This window comes from Paraburkholderia sp. UCT2 (assembly GCF_014397665.1).
GTDB classification, from domain to species: Bacteria; Pseudomonadota; Gammaproteobacteria; order Burkholderiales; family Burkholderiaceae; genus Paraburkholderia; species Paraburkholderia tuberum.
Genome location: NZ_VZQO01000086.1, coordinates 1 through 8,984, shown reverse-complemented (window position 1 = coordinate 8,984; position 8,984 = coordinate 1). Strand labels below are relative to the sequence as shown.

At 55.0% G+C, this 8,984-nt stretch carries 9 protein-coding genes; 2 read left to right on the top strand and 7 right to left on the bottom strand.

All coding sequences use genetic code 11. The features are described 5' to 3' along the window. Positions 1–280 precede the first annotated feature (280 nt). Positions 281–1,204 carry a DUF4231 domain-containing protein gene (locus tag F6X39_RS37455; protein ID WP_187620031.1) on the top strand — a complete coding sequence of 308 codons (924 nt, stop codon included), beginning with the start codon at positions 281–283 and terminating at the stop codon, positions 1,202–1,204. Positions 1,205–1,671: 467 nt separating this feature from the next. Here F6X39_RS37455 and F6X39_RS35275 read toward each other — a convergent pair whose 3' ends face one another. From F6X39_RS35275 to F6X39_RS35260, 4 genes are all read right to left on the bottom strand, one after another. Next, complete coding sequence (locus F6X39_RS35275; RefSeq protein WP_187620030.1) at positions 1,672–1,890, bottom strand: hypothetical protein; 219 nt, start codon at positions 1,888–1,890, stop codon at positions 1,672–1,674. Between the two features lie 174 nt (positions 1,891–2,064). Continuing rightward, positions 2,065–3,237, bottom strand: a complete 1,173-nt coding sequence (locus F6X39_RS35270; RefSeq protein WP_187620029.1) for a macro domain-containing protein — start codon at positions 3,235–3,237, stop codon at positions 2,065–2,067. 35 nt (positions 3,238–3,272) lie between these two features. Beyond that, on the bottom strand, positions 3,273–3,914 hold the full coding sequence (locus tag F6X39_RS35265; protein ID WP_222945413.1) for an NUDIX domain-containing protein: 642 nt from the start codon (positions 3,912–3,914) through the stop codon (positions 3,273–3,275). Positions 3,915–4,274: 360 nt separating this feature from the next. Next, positions 4,275–4,709, bottom strand: a complete 435-nt coding sequence (locus tag F6X39_RS35260) for a hypothetical protein (protein ID WP_187620028.1) — start codon at positions 4,707–4,709, stop codon at positions 4,275–4,277. Between the two features lie 357 nt (positions 4,710–5,066). Here F6X39_RS35260 and F6X39_RS35255 point away from each other — a divergent pair, with 357 nt between their 5' ends. Beyond that, complete coding sequence (locus tag F6X39_RS35255; protein ID WP_187620027.1) at positions 5,067–6,332, top strand: IS256 family transposase; 1,266 nt, start codon at positions 5,067–5,069, stop codon at positions 6,330–6,332. 473 nt (positions 6,333–6,805) lie between these two features. On the opposite strand, the gene F6X39_RS35250 is transcribed toward F6X39_RS35255, so the two are convergent. From F6X39_RS35250 to F6X39_RS35240, 3 genes are all read right to left on the bottom strand, one after another. Then, positions 6,806–7,825, bottom strand: coding sequence for a hypothetical protein (locus F6X39_RS35250; RefSeq protein ID WP_187620026.1), 1,020 nt, complete (start codon positions 7,823–7,825; stop codon positions 6,806–6,808). A gap of 26 nt (positions 7,826–7,851) precedes the next feature. Next, positions 7,852–8,286, bottom strand: a complete 435-nt coding sequence (locus F6X39_RS35245; RefSeq protein ID WP_187620025.1) for a hypothetical protein — start codon at positions 8,284–8,286, stop codon at positions 7,852–7,854. Positions 8,287–8,432: 146 nt separating this feature from the next. Continuing rightward, positions 8,433–8,900, bottom strand: a complete 468-nt coding sequence (locus F6X39_RS35240; RefSeq protein WP_187620024.1) for a hypothetical protein — start codon at positions 8,898–8,900, stop codon at positions 8,433–8,435. Positions 8,901–8,984 lie beyond the last annotated feature (84 nt).

Here is an 8,984-nt window from a genome sequence, read left to right as displayed (position 1 = left end):
TTGCTGGAGGGCATTGCCTTCAGGGACGGCGAACCGGTGCAAGGCGATCAACCGGTTCAGCAGAAACTCGCCGCCTGAAGCCGAACGCTATCAAGCTGCCCATACACCACTCTTGACGTTAGCTCGGTGGTCGATCGCTGAACCTGATGTGGTACAACGACCGTCGACCTCATTCGAGCATCCTCCGTAGCGCCGAAAAAGTCGTGAGGGCATTGGAACGGGATTTTTGAGCAATGGCTGACCTGGAAAGTGTGATTGTTGCGCCATCGGGAGACGCATCGTGAGCGAAGAATCGGTAGCGAATATTTGGCGCCGCAGAATTGGATGGTCCCGCGCTGCTGATCGCCTTAAAGCCCGGATCAACTATGCTCGCAATATTGCTTTGGTGCTGAGCGTTTGTGGTGCGACTTCGGAAACCGTCGCAGCAACATTTCTCGCGGATGTCCCGAGCGGCCGGACCGCCCTTTCGGCCCTTGGCGCTGTTTTCCTTGCGATCGCGACCTTTGTCACCGCTCGCCTGCTAACCGTCGATGCGATACGTTCGTGGACCCGCGCGCGGTCCGTCTCCGAAGCCTTGAAAGCGGAAATCTATTCCTTTAGGGCTAACGCTGCCCCATATGCATGCGAGGATAGGCTGAAAATTCTGCTGGACAAGACCGATGCCGTTCAGGCGGCCGCTCAAGATCTCGAACGCTACGTGGCCAACGTGGAGGTCGGGTCGGCGTCCCCGCCTCCCACTCTTACTCGAGACGAGTACATTTCCAAACGGGTGGAGCAGCAGATCAACGGCTATTACCGCAAGAAGGCAAAGCTCTGTGCCAAGCGATTGGATCGGCTTCGCGCAGCAGAGTTTGTTCTTGGACTTGCTGGAACTGCGCTCAGTGCTGTGGCAACGGGTGCCAGCATTCAAGCCTCCACGAGCACAACATTTCACAGCGGAATCAGCGCGTGGGTTGCGGTTTGCACGACCTTAGGCGCTGCCATTGCTGCTCATATCGCGGCAAACCGATACGATTTTTTGGTTGTGAGCTATTACGGCACGGCGCGGCGCCTAGAAGATCTCGTAAATCGCTTGTGCTCCGCCCGAGACAGGATCGATTCCGAGTCGTGGACGAATTTTGTCAGAGACTGCGAGGCAGCGATATCCGTAGAGAACGAAAGCTGGCTCGCGAAGTGGATGGAGAAGGAGCCCGGCGGCAAATAAACGCGACGTCCGCAACGTCGCCTGCAATTTCCCGGTTGCGGTATATCCTTTCGCCCGGCATGTGGGGTACATAGCGTTTTTTCCGATAGTTGCGGCTCATCTTGAGCGTCCGGTTTGCGGCTATCGCCAGGCGTTGTGACAGCCAAGGAGCGAAAGGCCACCTCACGCCCTCAGGCGGTCGGTCAATCATATTGAGGAGAAGTCTCAATCTTGCGCACACGGAATCAGCGCCAATCGTTGACGGGCTCGCTATGCGACCGGTGTTGATTCTATCGCGGCGCTCCATCGCAGGAGATCTCGCGTCTATGTCCTGCCGTACGGAACTCCTAACCGCAGGCCAGCGCAATGGGAATTATCAGTAGCCTTTGATGTGGTCGATGCGTTTTGCTAGCGACCAAGACTATCCACTTAGTACTTTGGCTAGCGAACACGCCCATACGACCCGAACCGCTCGAAAAGATCCGAGGTCAGGCGGCCTTCGCCTCATTCGCTTGACCGAACCCAAAAATATTGGCCCTTGCTTTGAAAGGTTTTTCAGTGTCAAACGGCTTGCTCAATGCCTTAACGGATTTCCACGTTAAGTGAGCAAAGATAAAACTAGTTGAGAGCTGATTTTGGACCGCCTCGACACGCATCGGGTACATCGCAAACTGATCGATCTCTTTAGGGATCAACGGCAGCGCCATCGTAGCTGCAGCGGCCCCCTTCCTTTTGCGGCGCATCCAAGCGCCCTCGCAACATGTTGTGCTTTACACACAAAATTTAGAGTTGTCCCGACACGACCGTCGAGCCTAAGACAAACCCTGCCACCGTGACTGAACGCCGATATTCGCACCATTAATATCGCCAAGTTGCGATGGCTAGGACTCTAGGTCAATTGTCACTTCGTCAGCTTCTTGAAGGATGCGCTGACAAACCTCGAGGTCTTGTTCGGTTCGTGTCAGAAAATATACTCGCTCAACAGTACACTCCTGATGCGCGATGAGGTGGGCTATCGCAGCGTCGATTAACTCGCTTGCCTTAGGCTCAAGATCACCCCTCGACGTCCCGGTGCCCATAAGAGGAAATACGATCGACTTCAGTTGCGTACCGCGTAGTTCTTCTGAGTCGATTTTTTCCAAGGCATTACGGACGCACATCCCGATATTTGCGATTGGCGTATATCCTTTACCTGGTTGCCCGACAACCGCCGCTGCATGAAATATTTTCTTCACTCCGTGGCTGCGCGTGAGTTCTCCTGCGCCCGTTACAATAATCTCACCAGCCGGAATATTGGCGTTCTCCCCTGTGATCTGAGTTAATTCGTTCGCGACAGTGTCGGCAACAATTTTGCCATCTTTCTTTTCGGCGCCGCAATATCGAATGACACTTGAAATGGAGCGATCATGATGTCGCGCCATCTGCATATTGGTATTCTCAGAGTTAACCCACACATCGATCATTCTGATGTGTCGAATATCGCCTGTAATCAAACCGATCTTCTTTCCGGGCGCTCGGTGCATTCCATAGTTATAAATTTCGGTCCTTGTGAGTTCTTTCGATGCCGCACCTATGTTGAGGCTCAGAGCCTCGTGAACCGGGCTGTCGTTCTTCCTGATCTTCAGGCCGTTCTTTATGAAATCAGTTATTTTTTTCTTCGCTTCGTCTAACTTCTCTAAATCCTCAGAATAATCAATAACCTTAAACCCCTGGATATTGAATGGGATATCCGTGCCGTCCCTGCGAATCAGCACTGTGATCGACTGCGTGAGAGCATGCCGAACCCCGAGTTCATAGAACACGTTCGGATTAAGCGAGGTTATGTCAACCACCGCTACGCGCGATTCGTAAATGTGCTGAAACATCTTTGAATGGATCCAGCCCGCCTCGGCGATTTCGTCGCACCGAACACAATCAATATCAAGTGCCTCGATCGCTTGTTTTATGAAGTACTTGTATATCTTGTCGAAATCAATCGAATTCCCATTGGCATCTTTTTTTTCACCAAACGGCATCACAACGAAACATTTTTGGCGTCCGGTTTTGTTTGACATTTCGATACCTTGATTTTGTAGGGCAATTGAAAAGTCTATTGGTTGACTTGTTTAGATCTATTTTTCAGCCAATAAATTCCGAGTATTGTTTTGGCGTCAGCAATTTCGCCATCTTGAATTTTTTTCAAGGCATCGTCTAGTCTAATTTCTATCGTTAAGATGTCCTCCGCTTCACTTGCAACGCCGCCACCCGATTCGACTCTACCTTCATTGGAAATTTCCGCATAATAAAGAATAATCCGCTCCGAGGACCCCCCTGGCGAGACGTAGAAGGTAGAAATGTGTTCCAGCGTAGTGATGCTGTAACCCGTCTCCTCCATAATTTCCCTGCGAATAGCTGCATCCGGGCTCTCGCCCTTGTCAATCATTCCGGCGACGATCTCGGTTATCCAGCCAGGACCTTTCTCGTACGTTGGATACTTGAATTGGTTAACCAACGTCAAGGTCTTCGTTTTAGGATTAAAAATTACCGCGGCTACCGAATCGCCTCGCTCAAAATTCAACCTTCGAACTAGGGAGCTCATCTGGCCGTCAAACTTTTCGTAGCGCAAGTGAACTTGCTCTACCTTGAAAAAATCGTCCAAAATTCGCACTTTTTGATCTATGGTGACTTTTTTCACAAACATCTCCACTAAATCGTAGGTTAAATAAAAATCAATCGAGGTTGCTCTTCCCACGTTTCACGCCATCAATGCGCTGAACTTCAACAACTCTCGTTGCACTATAGCGGATGAATGTCCCAAGGTGTATTGGTTGAAGTAACTGTCGGCGGTCAACTACCCTTTGTTCACCTTGTCGCGCGGGATCGTTACCCTGAGTCAACTTCCAGAAGTTCGACTGCCGTCGAAATGACTGCGAACGAAAGACTTTCAGGGCTGCAGCATGACGGTAGGAGCGTTTGTGCAGGGTTTGCGGGAAACGCGCCACCTTGAGCGATGGTGTGCTAGCACTGTAGGACGGGCTCCGGTCGCGAGAATTTGGCGGCGGAGCCGTCTTGCTATGCAGCGTTGACCGTGCGCCAAAGCAGGGGTCATATGTCAATGCCCTGTATGTTTGGCTTCCATTGCAGATAGCGCTTCCATGAAAATCACCTGCAGGAGTGGCAACGTTTCTTCAACGAGGTCATAAAGGCCCATCTCGCGGCTGAGTTGTTCCAGCTTTGCGCGATATAGCCGGGCGGATTCGCATCGCGCATCGACCGGAACGAGGAAATATTCCCCGTTCTGGCTTTTTGTGAATTCGATATCGTTGACCAGCCCCTGTTCCTGTAAGCCGAACGCGGCGCCCATTGCCTGACCGCGACTGCACCCGAGCAGCAAATACAGTTTGTCGAGTGAGATTTCGCCGGTGGACAGCCCGATGTCGAGTGCTTTCGCCGCGAACACGGATGTATTGAGTGTTTTTGCAAAGGCAGTTGCATACCGGCCTTGGTAGAGCGACATGAAATTGTGAAAGCGGGTGATCGCGAACATGTAATCCCGAGCTATGGCTGTTGATATAACGAGGGTAGCGAGGGGTTGCTGGATCATCAAGAAAAGACTGACGTGAGTCCGTCCGGGTAGTCTTCCAAGACAATTTGTCGACGGCGACCGGCGAACGTGTGGGCAAGCGCTTGCGCTTAAGTCGCGCAGCTTAAGCGACTATGAAGCTGGGCACGTCCCGGGCGGCCAACGCGCCAAAACGTCGTCCATTACGCGAGGCGCTTGGTGGCTGGAGTTATCGTCGGATCTGGTGTACGGGGTTGAGGCGGGGAATTGAGAAGGCGGTGGCGGTTAGCCGAGAATGTTGCTTGTCGAGAGTAACAACCAGCTAACCGGAATCCACCACCAATGAATGAGCTTACGGAAGAAGCGAACGGCGGTAAAGCAGCAACGTTGGGCAGCCTGGACGATCTGGTCCAGCGCGGTGCCCGTCAGATCATCCAGCAGGCGATCGAGGCGGAATTGGCGACATTGCTCGAGCAGTACGGGAACGTGAAGACGCTCGACGGCCGGCGGGCCGTGGTGCGTAACGGCTATCTGCCTGAACGTGAGGTCGTCACGGCGATCGGTCCGGTTTCCGTCAAGGTGCCGAAGGTACGCGACCGCTCAGGCTCGGGCGTGAAGTTCAATTCGAACATTGTGCCGCCCTACATCCGCAAGTCATCACGCGTGTCGGCGGCGCTGCCGTGGTTTTATCTGCGCGGCGTGTCGACCGGGGACATGAGCGAGGCGCTCAGTGTGCTGCTGGGCGAACAGGCTAAAGGGCTTTCGCCGAACGTGGTCAGCCGCCTGAAGGCTCAATGGGCAGAGGAACACCTGCTATGGAACCGGCGCGACCTGTCGGAAGCACGCTGGGTCTACTGGTGGGCTGACGGCATTCACACGGGGCTGCGCAGCGACGATTCCGACGGCCAGTGCCTGCTCGTCATCATCGGCGTGAAGCCGGACGGAACGAAGGAGCGCGTGGCAATTGCCGACGGCTATCGCGAATCGAAGGACGCGTGGCGCGACGTGTTGCTGGATCTGAAGGCGCGTGGCCTGAAAGGCGGCCCGCTGCTTGCAAGCGGGGACGGCGCCATGGGATTGTGGGCGGCGCTGGCCGAAGTGTTCCCGCAGACGCGGCACCAGCGCTGCTGGTTTCACAAGACCGGCAACGTGCTCAACGCATTGCCGAAGTCACAGCATGGTCGGGCCAAAGCTGGCCTGCAGGAAATCTGGCAAGCCGCCACGCGTGAAGACGCACTCGTGGCCTTCGATCGTTTCGTCGAGCTCTATTCGGCCAAATATCCCAAGGCGGCCGGGAAGCTGACAAACGATCGCGATGAACTGCTGGCTTTCTACGACTTTCCTGCACAGCACTGGCAGCATCTGCGAACCACAAACCCCATCGAATCGACGTTCGCGACCGTACGGCATCGAACCACCCGCACGCGCAATTGCGTTTCGCGCGCGACCTTCCTCGGTCTGGCATTCAAGCTCATCGAGTCAGCCGAACAATCGTGGCGGCGCATTCGTGCGCCAGAGAAAATCGCCTCGCTCCTGGAAGGCATACCTTTCAAAGACGGGCTACCGGTGACCGACAGCACACCGGCTCAGCAACCGCTGGCCGCCTGATCATGCCGAATCCCAAACACCAGATTTGACAGTAACTCTGGTGGCTGTGCTGGCCAGCCTTGTGGGGACTTTACGTCAGAGGTAGTTCTCGTTTAACCAACATGCTGCGTTGGCCCGGATTGGATACTGTCCTCGGCGCTTCGTCGGCGGCATATCGCAACTGCGCACAGGCCAAGTCCGATAGTCGGACGTGGAGAGAAGTGCGTTGGCGTGCATGCATATGTTGAGGACGGCAGCGAGTAACAAAAAATACCATAGACGAAAGCATTATCGTTACTCGCGAGGAATCATCCGGCAGATGGAGGGCGTCGAATCAGCCGTCGAAGTCGCGTCGGAAGCAGTCCCAGCGTTCGATGGGAAGTCCGAGTATCGGACGTGATTCGGGCACTGGCGACACTCTGCCGCTGGGAGTGTCGCTTGGGTCGCGAGCGTCGCGACCCATGCGGGCGAGTTGCTAGGCGCAATGCGTATTGTTAGCCACGTGTCACGTACTTGTTCAGCAGGGCCATTCCGCTGGCGATCACTGCATCCGCTGCTTTCGCATCCGCATCGCTTACGCCGCGCAGGTCGTCAAGCTCTTGTCGAAGCGTTTGGCGCAGCATGTCTTGTTTGGTTATGGTTGCGCCGCCGGCCTTTGCGTAATGTGACTTCGAGTTGATCGGGCGCGGCGCATCTTCCTGATTTGGATCGATGTCGGGGCTGAATGGGCGGTCGAGATAGACGCCCAGCGACGGGTCGCGCCCAAGTACTTGTTCAAGCTCTTCCAGTGCCTTTTCATAATGCGAATCGCTCGACTTCCCGCTGTGGGCTTTGGCAACGAAATCGGCAGCCTTCAACAAGCTGACGTAATGCTTGAGTTCCGGTGGCGTCGTCTTCAAGTCATCACGGAACGCCTTTGCCTGAATTGCGGCCTCAGCTGCTTTGTCGCCGATGTCATTGCCGAGCTGCTTGCGGATATCGGCAACCGCGAGATCTTCGGGATTTGCGAGCAGTTCCTCGATCTTCTTCTGCTTGGCCGCAGATTCGACCTGCTCCGCGTTTGCGCGATAGTAGCCAGCATAGACGGCATCGACTGCTTCGCTGTCTTCCACGACGGTCTTGACGACAAATGTACCGTCGGCCTGGCGCACAATGATGGCAGAAAGCTCGATGTCAGTCTTCAGGTCGTCGAGCGTTTTTCCGACGCTGCCTTTGGCAAGCGTGATGAGAGCCGACGACTTCAGCTGGTCGCGAACGAGATCCACATGGGATTTTGACGCACGCTGGGTTGTCGCAGTCCCAGTGGTGCTGTCGCCAGTGTTCGAGCTCTTTGGCGGCTTTGCTGCCCCGTCGCGATTGTAGGTCACGACAACATTGCGCTCGCCTTTCTCGGCCTCAAGCCACGTAAGGAACGAGTCCGGCTTGACCTTGTGGGCGAGTGCGACTCGCAGAACGTGAACCTTGTCCGACACAAATTGCTTGGTGACGTCGGTGAAGGTCAGCTTGACGATCATGTGAAACGGGGTGGTCTTGCGGTCGGTTACCTCGATCTTGGGCTTGGCGTCAGCGCACTGCTTTTCGAGCGCGGCCTTGTACGCTCCTTGTACGCTTCCTTATGGTCCCCCGCGTTCTCGTATGCATGCGCCGCAACGTAGTCTGCGTGCAGAGCCTGCCGCGACTTTTCGCGCGACCCGCTGCCAAGCGTAATTGCCGCCGTAACCAGGCGGGCGAAACCATCGGTGGCGTCGCAGGTACGATCTTCGGACTTAGCGTTTTCGGATGTCGATGCGGTCGAGGACTGTGCGGGTTGCTCCGCCTGATTGGATTGCTGCGCGATATCGCCGAATTTGATGACTTCAGCTTGCGAGTTTGAATCCGTGGGCGATTGGGGCAACCCGAGCTGCTTGGCGGCTTCGGCTGCGTGGGCAGCGAGATTTTGTGACGCGATGGATTTCTGCGTATTTGCGGTGGTCATATTTCAACTCCTTGAAAAGTTTGTGAATGTCGATCAGTTAATCGACGAAACGAACTTTAATCAGGAGTGGAAATGCAAAATAGCCCGCGTGCTACTGAACATGCGATGCTTGCCTGCAAGAGGTTAACCGTTTGCAGGCAAGTAGTTCACTGTTTGCGACCAAACAGCATACCGTCGAGCCAGCCAGTGATCGTGCGTTCCGCTTGCATCTCCGACAGGGCGATCTTGTGATCCTTTGCCGCAGCTAGAACATCGTTCTTGATCGACAAGGCAGCATTGCGCTTGCTCGGATAGTCCTTTTTTGCTGCTAGCTTTCTCGCCAGATCTCTGAGCGGCGCGAACTTCTCGTCGCGTTTGGTTGCACCTGATTTGGCGCGTTCAGCATTTATGTGAGCAAGTGCGGGTTCCACTAGCACCGATCCCTCCAGCAGGCCCAAAAAATATTGAGCATTTCCGATGTGCGACCGTGCGTCATCAGCGTTTCCGCTTTCCTCCGCCACTGTGGCTAGGAGCGCGTAGGCGCATGACTTGACCATAGAGGGCATGTACGCTTCGTGCGTGAACTCGAACTGGTGGGCGGCGACAATGACTACGTCCGGTGTACCGACATTCATCTTGGCCGGTAGTGAGGAGTCGGAGGCGGCGTAGCCGCCGGAGACGACGAACTGCCGGCGGCGCCGGGTCGGCGAGGTCTAGGA